The following is a 15,794-nucleotide window of genomic DNA, read 5'->3' as shown; positions in this document are numbered from 1 at the left end:
CCGATGCTGGGGCTTCCCCGAAGGGGAAGGTCAAACGGGTTGCCGCGGTTGCGGGGGCGACGGTTAGCCTGCGGGTTCGTGCGCGCCACGAGACGTCATGTCACGAGCTGTCACCGGACGTCGTCCACGAGAATGGAGCCCCGCCGTGCCCCGAGTCGCCCTTGTCACCTATGACCCCCGCCCGGAGCCCAGCAAGGACCGTGACCTGCCGGTTCTGGTGCGGGCCCTGGAGGAGGCCGGGGCCGGGGCGGAGGCCGTGTGCTGGGACGACGCCGACGTCGACTGGGCCTCCTACGACCTCGCCCTGATCCGCTCGACCTGGGACTACAGCTGGCGCGCGGCCGAGTTCACCGCGTGGGCGGGGCGCTGCGCCAAGGCGACCCGCCTGGCGAACCCGGCCGCCGTCGTGCGCTGGAACACGGACAAGCGCTATCTCGGTGAGCTGGCCGCGGCAGGCGTACCCGTCGTCCCCACCCGCTACCTCGCCCCCGGTGACCCGGCCGACCTCCCCGACGGCCACGAGTACGTCGTCAAGCCCACCTCCGGCGCGGGCGCCCGCTACGCCGCGCGCTACACCCCCGACCAGCACGACACCGCCGTACGCCATCTCGCGCGCATGCACGAGGAAGGGCTGACGGCGATGGTCCAGCCGTATGTGCGGAGCATCGACACCGGAGGGGAGCGGGCCCTCCAGTTCTTCGGGGGGAGTCTGCTGCACGCCAGTCGCAAGCGGGCCGTGCTTGCTCCCGGAACCGCTTTCGACGCGACCAAGGTCGCTCATCCGGGGCTGGAGCCCTGGACCCCCACGGCTGCCGAACTCGACGTGGCGGAGCGGGCGTTGGCCGCCGTACCGGACGCGCCCGAGCTGCTGTACGCGCGGGTGGACCTGGTGGACGGCGACGATGGCCGACCGCGGGTGATGGAGCTGGAACTTGTGGAACCGAACCTCTTCCTGTTTCTGCACCCGGAGTCGGTGCCGCGGGTGGCTGAGGCGATCATCGCGGCGGCTTCTCTGTAGCCGGTTTCCCAGTTTCCGGGGCTTCGCGGACGGCGGCGCCTACCCCCGCACCGCCGTCCGCTGCAACAACCCCCAGGTGAACTCGGCGACCACCTCCCGCCGCACCCCCGCCCCGTCCGGAGCGGCGAAGGCCAGGCCCCAGCGGGTGGGCGCCGAGCCCTCCAGGGGCCGGGCGGGGGCGAAGGCGCGGGCGGCCTCGTCGACCGTGCAGGACCAGGGGGTGAGGTCGTCGAGGGTGCGGAGAGCGGGGGCCGGGGCACCCGGCGCGCGGACGAGCCATTCGTTCCAGACGGCGCCGTTCGGGGCGAGGAGCACCTCGAAGCGGAGGCCGGGCCAGAGGGGGAGCGGCCACAGCCGGGCCTCGCAGTCCAGGTCGCCGATGCGGCGCGCCGACTGCGACTCGGGGGCGCCGAGGACGGAGCGGTACCGGGCGGCGGCGCCCCGGCCGCGCGGCGAGCGGACCATCGCCTGCCAACGCTTGTTGGCCTCGCGCATGTCGGCGAGCGAGGCGCCCAGCTCACGGCGGGCGTCCTCCACCAGGTCCGGATTGTGGTCGGCCATGCGGCGCAGCAGCACCAGCTGGAAGTCGACGGGCGTGAAGGGGCGGCCGGCGGGGCGCGTGTCGGACGGCATGCGGACCATGGTCGCCCACCGGGAGGCGGCCGCACGGAGAACCGGGCTATGAGCCGTCGATGAGCCGTCGAGGCGGCCATCGAGGGGGCCGTCGATGAGCCGTCGAGAGGGCCGTCGAGGGGCCGTCGATCCGTTCGCCGTGAGGTTGTCGGTCAGCGGTCAACCCGCGGCCGACCGGTGGCCGATCGGCGGCGCGCCCGCACGCATCCCCTCCGCGGCCATTGCCCGGCGCCTCGCTATGTGGCTAGCCTGTGTTCGTCATGCCGATCGTCTGTTGAAATTTCGAACGCAGGCCTGAAACGAACCAAGGGAGGGGGCCGGCCGTGGGACGACTCGTACCTGCCGTTACCCGGGCTCTCGACATTCTCGAGCTCTTCCTCGACGGGGACGGGACGCTCTCCGCCCCCGACATAGTGCGCCGGCTCCAGCTGCCGCGCACCACCGTGCACGAGCTGGTCACCACGCTCGCCGCCCGGTCGTACATCGTCACCGTCCCCGGACAGCCCGGACGCTACCGCCTCGGCGTACGGCCCTACCAGCTCGGCAGCCGGTACGCCGAGCAGCTCGACCTGGCCGCCGAGGGCCAGCAGGTCGCCCGTACCGTCGCCGAGACCTGCGACGAGACGGTCCACGTGGCCATCCTGGAGGGCACGGACGTCATCTACATCGCCAAGGTCGACTCCACGCACGCCGTCCGCATGGTGTCGGCGGCGGGCCGTCGCCTCCCCGCGCACTGCACCTCCGTGGGCAAGATGCTGCTCGCCTCCCTCCCCGACGCCGAGCTGACCGCGCGGGTCCCCGACGACGCGGACCTGGTCGCGATGACGCCCAACAGCATCACCGAGCCGGGCGCGCTGCGCGAGGCCCTGGCGGAGATCCGGGAGCGGGGCATCGCGGTGGAGAACCGCGAGTCGAACCCGGACGTCAGCTGTGTGGCGGCCCCGGTGCGCGACCGCACCGGCCGGGTCGTGGCCGCGCTGTCGATCTCCGTCCCCATGATCCGCTGGAGTGACGAGCGCCGCATCGAGCTGGAGCAGCTCGCCGCCAAGGGCGCGGCCGAACTGTCCGAACAACTGGGCTACCGGAGCGTGGCATGACGAACGTGTTCGACGTCGCCGTCCGCGCGGAGGCCGCCCTCGGCGAGGGCCCCACCTGGGACCCGGCCACCGGCCGCCTCCTCTGGCTCGACATCCTCGGCTCGCGCCTGCACACCTACGACCCCTCCACGGGCCGCCGCACGGTCCGGGTCACCGACCAGCACGTGGGCGCGGCCAAGCCCCGAGCGGGCGGCGGCCTGGTCCTCAACCTCCGGGACGGCGTGGGCCTCCTGGACGAGGACGGGAGCTTCCGCTGGCTCCACCACGAGCCGGTCCCCGGCCGCCGCGCCAACGACGCGGCGGTCGCGCCCGACGGCTCGCTCTGGGCCGGCACGATGCGGTACGACGAGGCGCCGGGCGGGGGCTCCCTGTCCCGTGTCACCGGGGACGGTTCGGTCTCCGTGATCCTCGATGACGTCGCGGTGAGCAACGGGACGGGCTGGAGCCCTTCCGGCACGCTGATGTACTACATCGACTCCCCGACCCGCCGCGTCGACGTCTTCGACCACGCCGACGGACGGGTGACGAACCGTCGCCCCTTCGTCCAGATCGAGGACGGCGCGGGCTTCCCCGACGGGCTGACGGTCGACGCGGACGGGTGTGTCTGGGTGGCGCTGTGGGAGGGCGGAGCGGTACGCCGGTACACCCCTGCGGGGGCGCTGGACCGGGTGATCGAGCTGCCGACCCCGCTGGTGACGGCCTGCGCGTTCGGCGGCGCCGACCTGACGGATCTCTACGTCACCACCGCCCGGGTGGGCCTGGAGGGCCCCCACCCCCTGTCGGGCTCGCTCCTGGTCGTCCCCGACGCGGGGAAGGGCGTGGCCCAACCGGCGTTCACCGGCTGAGGGCGGTTGGCGCCGGGGGTGGGTCGCGCAGCCCGGCGCTGACGGGGTGCCTCCCCAGAGGGGGAACCCCAGCGCCCTGGGGGTCCCCCAGGCCCTTCAAGGCATTGGGGGAGGCGCGCACGCCGCAGACGGCGGCGGGGGGTGTGGCCCCCGCCCCCGCCCTTCTCAGTCGGGAAGGCCTCGTGCGAACTCCGCTACCAGCGCTGCCACCGCCGCGGGGGTTTCCATGTGCATGGGGTGGGCGGCGTCGATTCGGTTGACGGTGAGCGTCGGCCGGGTGCGGGTGAGTGCGGCCAGTTCGTCGGAGACGCCTTCTGCGAACCGGGTGCTGAATTCGGCGAACCACTCCATACCCGGTGCGGGCGGTGGCCGTCGGCCGGCCTGGACCACCAGCAGCGGGCGGTCGACCCCGTCCAGCCATCCGGTGACACCGAGCGCGCCGAGCGTGTGGAGTTCGTCGACGATCTCCAGCGCCGTCGCCCGCTCCGGCAGGGTCTGCCACGTGCCGTCGGGCAACGGGCGGGCGGCCGTGCGGGCGGAGGCCTCCGCGAGGTCGGCGGGAATGCCGAGCCGGGCGGAGTGGACGACCTGCTGCTGGATGTACTCGGGTGGCGCGATGGCCCCGGCCGAGGCCAGCAGCCCTTCACTCAGCCGTTCGGCGCCGGGGTACGCGCGCCCCCACCAGAAGCCGTCGAGATTCACGGCGGCGCGGGCCCGGGCACGGTCGGGGTCGGCGCGGGCGTACTCGACCGCGACCATGCCGCCGAGGGAGTGGCCCACCACAACGGCCTCCGGCACGCCGTGCGCGTCGAGGGTGTCCGCGATGTGCCCCACCACGGCGGGGAGGGTCCACGGGGAGATGTCGGGAGAGCGGCCGTGCCCGGGAAGGTCGACGGCGAGCACGCGGTGCCCGGCGGTGAGCAGGGCGGCCGCGGCGTTCCAGTCGGTCAGCGACCGTCCGTAACCGTGCAGGAGAACCAGTTGCGGGCCATCGCCCCCATAGTCATGAGCATGTAGGAGTGTCATCGGGCTTCACCCTAGGGAGCACACAGCCCAGCGGACACCGATTAAAGACCTCGCAGGACGCCCCGCTCCGCCTCGGTCAACGGCGGCCCCGCCGCGGCCGGCAGCGAGGGTCCGTTCAGGGTGGCCAGGAGGGCCGACGGACGCAGCAGCCGCTCCGGCCCCGCCGTGAGGCCGGTGACGTCCCACAGTGCCGACGCCGCGCCGTACGATCCGGTGGCCGTCCGGATCACCCGCCGGGTGAACCGGGTGACCAGCCGGTCGGCGACGGTCGGGGCGCCGCCCCGCGTCCCGGGGAACCAGACGTCCTGGCTGACCGCCATGGTCCAGGCCGCCTCGACCGACGACGCGGCCCCCCGCTGCACCCGCCGCGCGAGCCCGGCCGAGCCGACCCCGCCCTGCCGCAGTTCCCGGCTCAGCACCTGCGCGCCGAGCGCGGCCACCGACATGCCCTGCCCGTACGCCGGGTTGAAGGTGGCCAGCGCGTCACCGAGGGCGACGAACCCTTCGGGCCACTCCCGCACCTTCTCCAGGTACCGCCGCTGGTTGCTGGTGCTGCGGCTGACGTGGATGTCGGTGAGCGGCTCGGCGCCGGAGATCAGCTGCCCGACCAGGGGGTGCGGCAGATCGAGGGTGTACCGGAGGAACCCGTCCGGGTCGGACGGCGGTTCGCCCCCGCCCCGCGTCCCGGCGAGGCTGACCATCCACCGGTCGCCCTCGATGGGCAGCACCATGCCGCTGCGTCCGGGCAGCCCCTGATAGGGGTTGGCCTGGATGATGGTGAGCGGGAACCGGCCGGCCCCTTCGGGGGTGCGGTAGATCCGGGTGGCGTTGACGAGCCCCGCGTCGACCGTCTTCTCCCGGACACCGGAAATGCCCAGCCCGGACAGCCAGTTGACGACCCGCGACCCGCGCCCGCTCGCGTCGACCACGAACGCGGCGTCGATCACCTCGTCCCCGTCGGGAGTGGAGACCCGTACGCCCGTGACACGCCGCGCGTCACCGGTGAGGGCCAGCGCCTGACCCGTGCGGACCTGGGCCCCGGTGTTGGCCAGTACGGCGTCCCGGACCGCCCAGTCGAGCAGCGCCCGGCTACAGGTCATCATCCGGGGGCCCTCGTGGCGCCAGCGCCGGAACCAGCCTTCGGGAGTGAGGGCGATCATGCCGGAGCTGAGGGATATCTCGCGGGCCCCGGCGGCGAGCAGATGCTTGCGCATGCCGACGCCCGGCACGAGGTCCTCCATGGCGGCGAGCCCGCCGGCCATGAGGAGGTGGGCGTGCCGGCCCTGCGGCAGGCCCTTGCGGTGTTCCGGCCCGTCGGGCAGGTCGTCCCGTTCCAGCACGATCACCTCGTCCACGACGCTGGACAGGGCCGCCGCGGCCAGCATGCCCGCCAGGCCGGCACCGATGACGACAGCTCTACGGGACATGGGGCTCCTCGTACTCGGCCACGAAGGCAGACAGGCAGGCAGACAGGCAGACGGGCGGACAACAGGCAGGCGGACATCACGAAGGCCGACTTTCAGCCGCCGTGGACGGCATTCACCGTACCTTCACCGACCGTGTCCGGGGCGGGGGTTCGGGCCAGTGCCTGGGCCAGCTCGACCAGTCCGGCGGCACCGGACACCTCGGTGGCGTGCAGCCGGTGGGTGCTCGGTGTCTCGCACGGCGCCTCCCGCGCGGCGGCCCGCCGGGCGGCCTCGGCGAGCATGGCGGCCTCCGCGGCGACCCGCGCCTCGTGCGCGGTACGGCCCTCACCGAGGGCGGCGGCGAGCGCTCGCGACCGTACCCGGTCGTCGAAGTAGGGGGCGAGGGCGAGCAGCGCGTCGTGGATGGCGACCTCCCGCCAGTGCAGTCGTTCCGCGGGCAGCCGCCACCAGGACACGGGCGGCTTGGGCGCCACCGACACGAATCCCACGCGGGTCCACAGCGGTCGCAGCCGCCGGTGGTCCCGGAACCCGCACCCGTGCGCGACGGCCGCGGGCAGCAGCCGTGGCAGGACGTACCCGGCGGAGAAGAGGAGCGCGGCGAGGGCGGCCATCGGCGGGGCGACGTTCGTGGAGAGGAAGTCGAGGTCGTGCCCGGTCCAACGGGCGACGACGGCCGTGTACTTGGCCAGCTGGAAGCCGATCAGGTCGAGCAGCGCGCCGACGAGGATCAGCAGCAGCCCGGTCCGCAGCAGTCCGGTGACCTCGCGCGCCCATTTCAGGCAGACGACGGCCATCGCGACGATGGCGGCGGTGTGCCCGAGCAGGTACAGCACGATCATCTCGCGCATGTACGGCGTGTTCGCGTAGTACGTGTCGAGGTCGGTGAGCCGCTCGGTGGGCGCGTCGGCGAGGGTGAACAGCACGATCAAGGTCACGATCAGCGGCCCGTACACGGCGATGCGGCGCAGCACCTGCCGCCGTACCCGCTCGGGCGGCCCGCCCCGCCAGTAGGCGAGCAGGATCAGCAGCGAGCAGCTGTACGCCGAGAGCATGCCGTACGTCAGCGGGGCGCCGAAGTTGGGGATGCCGGTGAGGTCGTTGACGGCGGCCAGGGTGACCGGCGCGGAGCAGACGAAGACGAGCGCGCCGAGGGTGATGGCGACGCAGGTGGACGCGGCGAGGGGGTTGGGCGCGGCCGGCCGGGGCCGGCGGAACAGCACGGCGGCGGAGAGCAGGAGGACGGCGCCGGCGAGGTAGACGACGAGGCTCACGCGGTCGACCGCCCCTCGGCCGCGACCGACGCGGCTTCCGGCCCCTCTTCCGCCACGGTCTCCGGTACGGCGGCCCGGACGAGCGGTTCGCCGGCCAGCGCGTCGGCGATGCGCACCAGCGCGGCCGGATCCGTCGCCCGCTCCAGGAACCAGTCGGACTCCCCAGGGCCACCGGCACCGCCGCCGCTGACACCACCACCACTGTCCGGCCCGGCGTGTGCCTCCCGTCGGACGGCCGCCGCGATGACGGTCGCCCAGGCCGTCGCGGCGGCCCGCTCCGCATCACCGGTACGGCGCACGGCGGCCCGCAGCGTCACGTCGTACAACGCGCGGTCGACGTAGGCGTCCAGGTGGGTCAGCGCGTTGTGGATGCTGGTCCGGCGCCACACCAGCCGGGTGGCCGGCCGGGCCCAGCGGGGCGGGGGCAGCCGCAGGGCGTGGCGGGTGAGGACACCGTCCAGTTCGCGTTCCAGGGGTTCGAGGCGGGCGTAGGTGCGCAGGGTCCGCCGCCACTCCGTCAGCCGGGGGCCGGCGAGCGGGACGAGGACGCCGACGACCGTCAGGAGCGCGCCGAGTCCGGCCGCCGCCGGGGAGGCATCGGTGACCAGGGTGGACCAGTCGTGGCCGGTCCAGCGGGCGGCCACGGCGGCGAGCCTGGCCAGGCTGTACACGATCCCGCACAGCGCGCCGAGGCCGAGCGTGACGAGGCCCGTCCGCAGCCGGCCGCGCACCTCACGGGCCCAGCGCAGGGCGGAGACGGTGGTGACGCCGGCGGCACCGAGATGCCCGAGCAGGTAGAGCAGGATCATCTCGCGGAGGTAGGGCGTGTTGGCGTAGTAGGTGTCGAGGTCGGTGCGCCGCTCCTCGGGCGCGTCGCCGAGGACGAACATCGCGGCGATGCCGAGGACGACGAGCGTGTACGCCAGGATCCAGCGCCGGGCGGTCCGGCGCACGCGCGGTCCGCCCCGCCAGTGCACGATCAGCACCTGGGAGGCGGCGCTGTACCCGGTGATCGCGGCGTACGTCAGCGGCGCGGCCAGGTTGGGCACCCCGCTGAGCCGGTTGACGGTGCCGACCGTGGGCGGTGCCCCGAGGAAGAAGCAGAGCCCGGCCAGGCCCAGCACCGCGCAGATGGACCGCAGGTAGGGGTCGTGCCGGTGGCGCAGCAGATCGGGGGCCCGCGCCAGCAGGCCGAGCCAGAGGGCGGCGGCGCTGAGGTAGTGGGGCAGGCCGTTCATCTTCGGGTCCCTCGGTAGTTGAGGGCCGCGCCGATGCGTCCGGCGATGTCCTGGGTGTCGTCGCCGCGGTCGGCGTACACGGAGTCGGCGGAGGCCTCCAGCCAGGTGCGCAGTCGACGGCCCATCAGCATGCCGAAGCGGTCGGCCTCCTGCTCGTCGGAGAGGGTGAAGTCGGTGCGGGCGGCGGCGGCCGGGGCGGCGCCGGGGTCGGCGTCGGCCTGGCGGCGGTGCATGTGCCACACCTCGTGGCAGAAGATGACGATCTGGTGCCAGACGGCGGCCCGTTCGTCGACGACGACGTCGTCGTGGTTCTCGCCCTCCAGCCAGAGCCCGCTGGCGGTGTGCGGCGGGAACACCGCCCGGTGCACGACGATCTCGCGGCCCCGCCAGCGCGCGGCCGCCTCAACGACCGCGTCGAACAGGACATCGGGCTCGGCCGGGACCGGCACCCGGATGGGAGCGATGAGCGTGTCGGCGAGGCGACGCATCTCCCTGTTCGTACGCACGGTTCTCCCCGTGGCTGCGCGGGTGTTTCGGTGCGTGCAATATGCCAAGACCTGTGCCGGTTCAGCTACCTCGGCCCTCGCGGACGGGAGAATTCGGCGCGAACTCGGCGGGGAGGAAGCGGCTGTAACGGGTGAACGGGGTGAGGCGTCGCGACACCCGTGGCCGAAAATCCCCGCTCTCCGGCGCCCGGCCCCCGTCCCCCGTCCGGAACGGCCCGCGTCCCGCCCACGAGTTCCGGCCTTTGTCGGCGGGTGTGCGGGGTCGGTGAACACCGGGTGGAGGAGGCGCGCGCACGCCGTCCGCGAGTGCCGACGACGGGCCGCCCCCGCTAGCGCTCGGTGCCCCCTTGGCCCACGGGGGCACCCGCCCGGCCCCCGTCCGCCGCGGCCGCAGCCCGCTCCCGCACCGCCCGCACCACGTCCGGCTGCCGCAGGGCACGCGACACGGCCCCGATGTCCCGCAGCAGATCGGTCGTGTCGGCCTCGCCGGAGCCGGAGGTGTCGCGTTCCCGCCCGTGGCTCCTGGCGTCCGCCGCGTCCAGCACGGTCACCGCGGCGGCCAGCGCCTTCGCCCGGTCCGGCGGGTGGCCGAGGGCGAGGGCGGCGTCGTACGAGCGTCCGCGCAGGTCCTCGTCGACGAACCGGGACAGGGACAGCAGCCCGTCGCGGATGAACGTCTCCCGGCGGATCAGGCGCAGCTCGGGCGTGGCGCGCAGGACGCGGGGGACTCCGCCGCCGCTGCCCGCCTTCATCAGCTGGTACAGCGGCCGGAGTTCGCGTACGGCGTTCCGGACCTGCCGGCGGTCGTGGAGGTACTGGCCGGTGTGCGGAAGGATGAAACCGACGGCGATCAGGATGGCGGACAGGCAGGCCAGCGGCGGCGCCACGGCCGTGCTCAGCCAGTCCAGGTTCCGCCCCGCCCAACGGCCGCCCACGGCACTCAGTTTGGCCGCGTCGAAGACCAACTGGAGGGCGTAGCCCACGCCGAGGAACTTCAGTCCCCAGCGGAGCAGGGAGTCCAGTCCGTCGGCGCGTACCCAGTTCCAGATCAGCGCGTTGGTGATGAGCGTGGCCACGGTGTGCGCGAGCAGATAGAGCACGATCATCTCGCGGGCGTACGGCGTGTTCGCGTAGTAGGTGTCGAGGTCCCGCAGTCGTTCCTCGGGCATGTCGGCGAGGGCGAACAGCACCCACAGGGCGACGATGACGGTGGCGTAGGTGCCGAGGACCCAGCGCATGGCGGAGCGGGTGCGGGGCGAGCGGTCGGACAGACCGTTGCGCCAGGTGATGATCAGCAGCAGACACGAGCCGCAGAACGCGGTGAGCAGGGAGTACACCCAGGGCCCGGAGATGTTGGGCACGCCCGTGATCCGGTTGACCCAGGCGATCGTCGACGGCGCGACGAACACGAACACCGACAGGGCGAGCACCAGCAGGCCGCCGACCGCGCGCAGCAGCGGGTCGGTCCAGAGCCGGATGATGCTGGGCAGCTTGATGGCGAGGGCGGCCGCCAGGATGCCGGCCGGGATCCACCAGAAGGAGGGGTAGAACTCGTTGACGAAGCCGCCCGGTGTGAAGGCCTGCGGTTCGGTCAGCCGGGCCGCCGCGGGGGCCAGGTCGCTCATCGCCGGTCCGCACCTCCGCGTCCCCGGTAGCCGAGGGACCGTTGGACGGGTTCGAGGGGGGCGGCGGCGGTGTGGCCGCCGCCGTACAGCAGGGGCCGTAGCGTGGCCGCGAGCCGGTGGCCGAAGTCGTCGGCCTGGCCCTCGTCCTGTGCGCGGGAGCCGTTGCGGGCGGCGACGGCGAGGGCGACGTCGCGCCAGGCCGGCCGTACGGCGAGTGCGCGGGCGGCGGCCGTGCCGGTGGTGTGACGGTGGTCGTGTCCTGCGTGCAGGTGCCACAACTCATGGCCGAGGATGACGAGTTGCTGTACCTCCTCGGCCCGTTCCTCGACGATGACCAGGTCGAAGTCCTCGAACTCGACGCACAGCCCGGTCACTTCGATCTCGTCGGGGAATCGCTCGAAGCGCAGTTCGACGGGCCGCCCGCCACGCAGCGCGGCCATCTCCTCGCACAGCGCCTGGGACACCTCCCGCACCCCGGCCGGGGTCCGGGGCCGGGCCCGCAGCGCGGCGGACAGTTCGCCGGCCAGGTGGCGCATGGCGGGTCCGGTCCTCGCGCGCCGCAGCGCCGAGGCGATCCGGGCAGCCGTCCCGCGCACGCCCGCGATGTCCATCCGGTCCCCTTTCCCACCGCCCCGCGGCGGCCGATCCGAGGCTACGCGGCCGGACGTGTCCCCGTCACGTGATGCGGGCCCGGCGCGCCACCTTCACAGGAAGCGGCGCGCCTTCACAGAAAGCGCTATCAGACTCACTGTCGAAGGTTGCCGCGAGTCCTGTCAGAACCATTGACGCGAGGACACATCGAATTTACGGTCCCGTTCGAAGTTACGGGCAAGATTCGAGATACCGAACAGTAAGGGCAGGGCATGGGACGACCTGACCTGAGTCGCAGGCATCTTCTGGCCGCCGCCGGCGGCCTGACCGTCGCGGGCAGCTTCGGCTTCGCGGCACTCGGAACCGGGGCCGACGCGCTCGCCTCCGGAGCGGACACCCGGGTGCGCTACTGGAACCTCTTCAGCGGCGGCGACGGATACAACATGATCGCGATGCTGGACGCCTTCCGTAAGGACAACCCCGGCATCGACGTCAAGGACTCCACCCTCCAGTGGGGCAGCCCCTTCTACACCAAGCTCGCCATGGCCGCCGCGGGAAACCGCGCACCGGACCTCGGCGTCATGCACATGGGCCGGGTCACCGGCTTCTCGCCCGGCCGCCTCCTGGACCCCTGGGACGTACGGCTGCTCGCCAAGTACGGCGTGCGCGAGGCCGACTTCAACCCCGCCCTGTGGAAGCGGGGCGTCATCGACGGCAAGCTCTACGCCCTCCCGCTCGACATCCACGTCCAGCTCTGCTTCTACCGCAAGGACGTGCTGAAGAAGGCGGGCCTGCTGGGCGCCGACGGGCGGATGGTGCCCGTGACGTCCACCGACGAGTGGTTCGCCGTGCTGAAGGAGGCCAAGGGCGCCACCGAGAAGGGGCTTCAGACCCTCGGCATGTGGCACAACGACCAGAACTTCCAGTGGTGGTTCTTCGTCGCCTTCTACACCCAGCTCGGTGGCACCTGGTTCAACGCCGCCAACACCGAGGTCACCTTCGACACCGACAAGGCGACCCAGGTTTTGGAGTTCCTGCGCCGGCACCTGACCGACGGATACACCAACCCCGCGTTCGGCGGCGGAGCGGGCGCCGAACAGGTCGTCAACGGCGCCCCGTTCGCCTGGGAGGGCAACTGGTCGGTGCCGGTCTTCGACGCCGCGAAGCTCGACTACGGCGCGACCCCGCTGCCGCCCGTCTTCGGCAAGCAGGCCACCCACGCCGAGTCGCACGCCTTCGTCCTGCCGCACCAGTCCGGCCGCGGCGGCGCCGCCGACGAGGCCGCGCACCAACTCGCCGCCTACGTCGTCACGCACGCCCGGCAGTGGGCGGCCGGCGGACACATCCCGGCGTACACACCGACCCTGTCCACGCCGGCGTACCGGAAGATGAACCCGCAGAGCGAGTACGTCACGGCGATGGACCACCAGGCCACCGAGCCGAAGGTCTGGTTCGCGGGCTCCACCGGCATCCTGGCCCAGCGGGTCGGCCCGATCGTCGTCTCCTCGACGGTGGGCTCCGCCAAGCCGGACGCCGCCGCCCGCCGCATGAAGGGCACGCTCGCCGAGCTGCTCGCCTCGAAGAACCCCATGGACGGCAGAACCGCCGCGCAGGGAGGTGCGGTCGCATGACGACGACCGGCGCAGAGACCGTCATCCGCCCGGCGCGCGCGAGGACCGTCGCGCTGAGCGCCACCGTCCGCCGCAGGCAGGGGTTCCAGCACGGCGGCTGGTTCGTCGCCCCGTTCCTGGCGCTGTTCGCGCTCTTCGTGATCTGGCCGCTGCTGCGCGGCGTGTACCTCAGCTTCACGGACGCCAACATCTCCGGCGACGGCACGAGCTTCGTCGGCCTCGACAACTACCGCGAGGCCGTCAACGACCCCCTGGTGTGGGACGCGCTCGGCCACAGCGGCTACTTCACGCTGCTCGTCGTGCCGTGCATCACCGTGCTCGCCTTCCTCCTCGCGATGCTGGCCCACCACATCGAGCGCGCCAAGTGGCTGTGGCGGCTCTGCTTCTTCGCCCCGTTCCTGCTGCCGTCCACGGTCGCCGCCAACCTCTGGCAGTGGCTGTTCAACCCCGGCACGGGAATGATCAACTACGTCTTCGGCATCGAGACGCCGTGGCTGACCGACAAGTCGTACGCCATGCTCGCCGTCGTCATCTGCACCCTGTGGTGGACGGTCGGCTTCAGCTTCCTGCTCTACCTCGCCGCGCTCCAGGGCATCCCCGCGCACCTCTACGAGGCCGCCAAACTGGACGGCGCGAACGCCTGGCACCGCATGGTCCACATCACGCTGCCGATGCTGCGCAACATCACCGGGCTCGTCATCGCGCTCCAGATCCTCGCCTCGCTCCAGGTCTTCGACCAGGCGGTCGTGATGATGGACTTCGGCACCGGTCCCGAGGAATCGACCCGCACGTTCGTGCAGTACACCCTCGAAGAGGGCTTCACCAGCTACCGCGTGGGCTACGCCTCCGCGATCTCCATCATCTTCTTCGTGCTCATCGCGGCCGTCGCCCTCGCGCGGATGTGGCTGCTGCGCAACCGTGAGGAGGGCGGCCGATGACCACCGCCGCACAGACCGCCACGCAGCCCGCCGCACGGGCCGACGCCCCGGTACGGGCCACGACCCGCAGGACCTGGTCGCCCAGCCAGATCGTGCTCACCCTGCTCGGCGCGGCCGTCTCCATGGTGTTCCTCTCGCCGCTGGTCTGGGCGGTGTTCACCTCCCTGAAGGCGGAGACCGAGGCCGTCGAGGTGCCGCCGCACTGGCTGCCCAAGGACTGGACCGGCCAGGCGTGGTCGGCCATGTTCGAGTCCGGCAACATCACCAACTGGTTCGTGAACTCCCTCGTCGTCTCGGTGTGCGTGACGGCAGTGGTGCTCCTGGTGGCCGCGCTCGCCGGCTACGGCTTCGCCCGCACGGAGTTCCGCGGCAAGGGTTTCCTCATGGGCGTGGTGATGGCGGGCCTGATGGTCTCCCCGGCCGTGCTCGGCGTGCCGCTGTTCACCACCGTCCAGCAGATGGGCATGGTCGACACCTACTGGGGCATGATCCTTCCGCAGTGCGCGCCCGCCGCGATGGTCTACATCCTCTACAAGTTCTTCCAGGGCATCCCGCGCGAACTGGAGGAGGCGGCGTTCATCGACGGCGCCGGTCGCTGGCGGGTGTTCTTCACCATCGTGGTCCCGCTCTCCCGCCCCTCACTGGCGGCGGTCGGCATCTTCACCTTCATCGCCTCGTGGAACAACTTCCTGTGGCCGTACATGGTGACCAACAACCCCGACCTGATGACCATGCCGAACGGCATCGCGACCGTCATGAACTCCTACGGCATCCAGTGGGCCCAGCTCATGGCCGGCGGTCTCATGGCGGGCCTGCCGCTGATCATCGTCTTCGTCTTCTTCCAGCGCCAGATCGTGGCAGGTGTCGCACACACCGGCCTCGCGGGCCAGTGACGGCAGGCAACGGCAGGTAACGGCAAAAAACGGCCAGTAACTCCCCCGAAGGAGCTACGCAGTTGAAGCGCCTCAGCATCGCGGCGGTACTCGCCGCGGCCCTCCTCACCCTCCTGACCCCCCTCCCCGCGACCGCACAGGCCGCCGCCCCTCCCGACCCGCGGCCCATCACCGGCCAGCAGATCATCCACGACCCCACGGTCATCCGGCTGCGCGCCGGCGGCTACGTCGCCTACTCGACGGGCGGCGTCATCGGCGCCCGCCTGTCCAAGGACGGCAAGCACTGGGACGACGCGGGCAACGCCTTCGCCGAGCCGCCGAGCTGGTGGTACGAGTACAACGACACCGGCGATCCCTGGGCGCCCGACCTCTCCTACCGCGCCGGCCGCTACTGGCTCTACTACGCCGTCTCCTCCTGGGGCACCAACCACTCCGCGATCGGCGTCGCCACGTCCCGCACCGGCCTGCCCGGTACCTGGACCGACCACGGCAAGGTCCTCTCCTCCGAGACGACCGACTCCTGGAACGCCATCGACCCGGCGCTCGTCGAGGCCGACGGCAGGCTGTGGATGTCCTTCGGCTCGTACTGGACGGGCATCCGGATGGTCGAGCTGAACCCGGCCACCGGGAAGGCCGTACCCGGCCCGACCGTCCACCACCTGGCGACCCGCCCGGACGCCCCGTACGCGGTCGAGGGCCCGTACATCGTCCGGCACGGCCGCTACTACTACCTCTTCGCCTCGTACGACGCGTGCTGCGCGGGCGTGAACTCCACCTACAAGATCAAGGTCGGCAGGGCTACGACGATCACCGGCCCGTACGTCGACAGCTCCGGCACGCCGATGCTGGAGGGCGGCGGCGACCTGCTCCTGGAGGGCCACGGCAGGTACGTCGGCACGGGCGGCCAGTCGGTCTTCCGCGACCGGGGCCAGGACTGGCTGGCGTACCACTACTACGACGCCCGCGACGAAGGCACACCCAAGCTGGGGCTCAACCGGCTGGTCTGGACGAAGAACGGCTGGCCCAAGGTCTCCTGAGAACGCGGAGCCCGGACG

15 protein-coding genes are annotated in these 15,794 nt (G+C 72.3%); 7 read left to right on the top strand and 8 right to left on the bottom strand.

Annotation, left to right across the window (positions count from 1 at the left end; genetic code table 11):
* Window positions 1–145 precede the first annotated feature (145 nt).
* Window positions 146–1,018, top strand: coding sequence for a RimK family alpha-L-glutamate ligase (locus ACFWJX_RS21630; RefSeq protein WP_383245535.1), 873 nt, complete (start codon window positions 146–148; stop codon window positions 1,016–1,018).
* A 39-nt stretch (window positions 1,019–1,057) separates the two neighbouring features.
* On the opposite strand, the gene ACFWJX_RS21625 is transcribed toward ACFWJX_RS21630, so the two are convergent.
* The gene (locus ACFWJX_RS21625; protein ID WP_383245532.1) at window positions 1,058–1,660 is read right to left on the bottom strand and encodes a hypothetical protein; all 603 of its coding nucleotides are present in this window, start codon (window positions 1,658–1,660) and stop codon (window positions 1,058–1,060) included.
* A 314-nt stretch (window positions 1,661–1,974) separates the two neighbouring features.
* Here ACFWJX_RS21625 and ACFWJX_RS21620 point away from each other — a divergent pair, with 314 nt between their 5' ends.
* Together ACFWJX_RS21620 and ACFWJX_RS21615 are read left to right on the top strand one after the other, a co-directional pair.
* A complete protein-coding gene (locus ACFWJX_RS21620) occupies window positions 1,975–2,748 on the top strand; it encodes an IclR family transcriptional regulator (RefSeq protein WP_383245529.1) in 774 nt (257 codons plus the stop codon).
* Window positions 2,745–3,593 (top strand): SMP-30/gluconolactonase/LRE family protein, encoded by an 849-nt coding sequence (locus ACFWJX_RS21615; protein ID WP_383245527.1) that lies wholly within the window; start codon window positions 2,745–2,747, stop codon window positions 3,591–3,593. The genes ACFWJX_RS21620 and ACFWJX_RS21615 overlap by 4 nt, the downstream gene beginning before the upstream one ends.
* Before the next feature lie 165 nt (window positions 3,594–3,758).
* Here ACFWJX_RS21615 and ACFWJX_RS21610 read toward each other — a convergent pair whose 3' ends face one another.
* The 7 genes from ACFWJX_RS21610 to ACFWJX_RS21580 all read right to left on the bottom strand — a co-directional run bounded on the left by ACFWJX_RS21610 (window position 3,759) and on the right by ACFWJX_RS21580 (window position 11,297).
* A complete protein-coding gene (locus ACFWJX_RS21610; RefSeq protein ID WP_383245524.1) occupies window positions 3,759–4,619 on the bottom strand; it encodes an alpha/beta fold hydrolase in 861 nt (286 codons plus the stop codon).
* A 41-nt stretch (window positions 4,620–4,660) separates the two neighbouring features.
* Window positions 4,661–6,046: an NAD(P)/FAD-dependent oxidoreductase gene (locus ACFWJX_RS21605; RefSeq protein ID WP_383245521.1), complete on the bottom strand. Its 1,386-nt coding sequence runs from the start codon at window positions 6,044–6,046 to the stop codon at window positions 4,661–4,663.
* 92 nt (window positions 6,047–6,138) lie between these two features.
* Window positions 6,139–7,317 (bottom strand): MAB_1171c family putative transporter, encoded by a 1,179-nt coding sequence (locus ACFWJX_RS21600; protein WP_383245519.1) that lies wholly within the window; start codon window positions 7,315–7,317, stop codon window positions 6,139–6,141.
* Window positions 7,314–8,555, bottom strand: a complete 1,242-nt coding sequence (locus tag ACFWJX_RS21595; RefSeq protein ID WP_383245516.1) for an MAB_1171c family putative transporter — start codon at window positions 8,553–8,555, stop codon at window positions 7,314–7,316. Before ACFWJX_RS21595 ends, ACFWJX_RS21600 begins: the two co-directional genes overlap by 4 nt.
* Window positions 8,552–9,061, bottom strand: a complete 510-nt coding sequence (locus ACFWJX_RS21590; RefSeq protein WP_383245513.1) for a toxin — start codon at window positions 9,059–9,061, stop codon at window positions 8,552–8,554. Before ACFWJX_RS21590 ends, ACFWJX_RS21595 begins: the two co-directional genes overlap by 4 nt.
* 329 nt (window positions 9,062–9,390) lie before the next feature.
* On the bottom strand, window positions 9,391–10,686 hold the full coding sequence (locus ACFWJX_RS21585) for an MAB_1171c family putative transporter (protein ID WP_383245511.1): 1,296 nt from the start codon (window positions 10,684–10,686) through the stop codon (window positions 9,391–9,393).
* On the bottom strand, window positions 10,683–11,297 hold the full coding sequence (locus ACFWJX_RS21580) for a toxin-antitoxin system, toxin component family protein (RefSeq protein ID WP_383245509.1): 615 nt from the start codon (window positions 11,295–11,297) through the stop codon (window positions 10,683–10,685). Before ACFWJX_RS21580 ends, ACFWJX_RS21585 begins: the two co-directional genes overlap by 4 nt.
* A gap of 252 nt (window positions 11,298–11,549) precedes the next feature.
* Between ACFWJX_RS21580 and ACFWJX_RS21575 the strand changes: the two genes are divergently transcribed.
* From ACFWJX_RS21575 to ACFWJX_RS21560, 4 genes are all read left to right on the top strand, one after another.
* Window positions 11,550–12,908 carry an extracellular solute-binding protein gene (locus tag ACFWJX_RS21575; RefSeq protein WP_383245506.1) on the top strand — a complete coding sequence of 453 codons (1,359 nt, stop codon included), beginning with the start codon at window positions 11,550–11,552 and terminating at the stop codon, window positions 12,906–12,908.
* Window positions 12,905–13,846, top strand: coding sequence for a carbohydrate ABC transporter permease (locus ACFWJX_RS21570; RefSeq protein ID WP_383245503.1), 942 nt, complete (start codon window positions 12,905–12,907; stop codon window positions 13,844–13,846). Before ACFWJX_RS21575 ends, ACFWJX_RS21570 begins: the two co-directional genes overlap by 4 nt.
* Complete coding sequence (locus ACFWJX_RS21565) at window positions 13,843–14,739, top strand: carbohydrate ABC transporter permease (RefSeq protein WP_383245500.1); 897 nt, start codon at window positions 13,843–13,845, stop codon at window positions 14,737–14,739. The genes ACFWJX_RS21570 and ACFWJX_RS21565 overlap by 4 nt, the downstream gene beginning before the upstream one ends.
* 62 nt (window positions 14,740–14,801) lie before the next feature.
* Window positions 14,802–15,776, top strand: coding sequence for an arabinan endo-1,5-alpha-L-arabinosidase (locus ACFWJX_RS21560; protein WP_383245497.1), 975 nt, complete (start codon window positions 14,802–14,804; stop codon window positions 15,774–15,776).
* Window positions 15,777–15,794 lie beyond the last annotated feature (18 nt).

This window comes from Streptomyces sp. NPDC058335 (assembly GCF_042723915.1).
In the GTDB taxonomy this organism is placed as follows: Bacteria; Actinomycetota; Actinomycetes; order Streptomycetales; family Streptomycetaceae; genus Streptomyces.
The sequence above is the reverse complement of the archived record's forward strand: the minus strand, read 5'-3'. Positions and strand labels throughout refer to the sequence as shown.